Annotated in this window: 1 protein-coding gene; it reads right to left on the bottom strand. The window is 51.3% G+C overall.

Features of this window, described 5'->3' with window-relative positions; all coding sequences use genetic code 11:
• Positions 1 to 206: 206 nt before the first annotated feature.
• On the bottom strand, positions 207 to 1,241 hold a 1,035-nt coding region (locus tag BM135_RS16410), incomplete at its 5' end, for an IS110 family RNA-guided transposase (protein WP_245737453.1).

Here is a 1,241-nt window from a genome sequence, read left to right as displayed (position 1 = left end):
ACATCCGGACTTTAGTTAAGGCCGTCGCCTCTGTCCCTGATGGAATTCACTGGCCAGGCTCTCATCATTTCAACGCGCTATGAGCGCTTGCACGATACCAGAGTTTCCTGATCACGGTTCGACCTGTCTTGCCATCACTTCTCGATTGCCCGCGCAACCTTTGGAAACTGCTTTTAAATGGGCTCCCTTATTTGCACGGGATGATTTTAGTTGCTTGGTTCCGGGCGGCCATAATTCGGCTCGAATTCCCTGTCATGTGCCAGCAATGCCCAGACAATTCGGGCATTTTTATTGGCCAGCGCTACCACAGTAACATTGATATTACGCCTTGACAGGAGATCGTTCAGCCAGTTCCCTGTTCGCTCTGTTTTCTCTTTGGCGTATCGCACCACGGCTCTGGCTCCATGAATCAGCAGTGTCCGCAAATACTTGTCACCCCGTTTGCTGATCCCCCGCAAGGTTGACTTCCCCCCACTCGAATGTTGCCGGGGGACCAGACCCAGCCATGCCGCCAGTTGACGACCATTAGCGAAGTGACTGGCATCCCCTACCGATGCCACCCGGGCACTGGCTGTTAGCGGGCCGATACCGGGTATTTTCGATAATCTTCGGCTGTCTGCATTGCCACGATGCCAGTGTTGAATTTCCTGTTCCAGTTCCATAACCTGACGATCAAGCTCCTTCAGGTGTTCCCCCAACCGCTGGAGCAGTTGCCTGAAGGTATCTGGCAGGCTATGACTGGCATCCTCCAGAATCTCTGGTAGTCGTACTGCAATCTGTTTTATCCCCTGGGCGATAACGATCCCAAATTCGCTCAGTAAACCACGAATGGCATTGGCCTGCGCTGTACGAGCTTTGACAAATCTCTCTCGTGCGCGATGCACCGACAGGATGCTTTGCTGTTCTTCTGTTTTTACCGGGACAAAACGCCTATTCGGTCGTGTTACCGCTTCACAAATCGCTTCCGCGTCTGCGGCATCGTTTTTATTGGTTTTGACATAGGGTTTAACAAACTGTGGAGCCCTTAATTTGACTTCGTGGCCAAAATCTTGCAGCTTACGTGCCCAATAATGCGCTCCACCACAGGCTTCCATACCAATCAGGCAAGATGGAAGATTGACGAAAAACGTCAGCATCTTCGCTCGCGACAGCTGTTTTTTGAGCACTGTTTCACCCTGTACATCAACGCCGTGGATCTGGAAGACATTTTTTGCCAGATCGATACCAACTGTTGTCATCTT

Source organism: Xenorhabdus japonica, assembly GCF_900115195.1.
Classification (GTDB): Bacteria; Pseudomonadota; Gammaproteobacteria; order Enterobacterales; family Enterobacteriaceae; genus Xenorhabdus; species Xenorhabdus japonica.
Note: the sequence above shows the minus strand (reverse complement) of the source record. Positions and strands in the feature narration are given on the sequence as shown.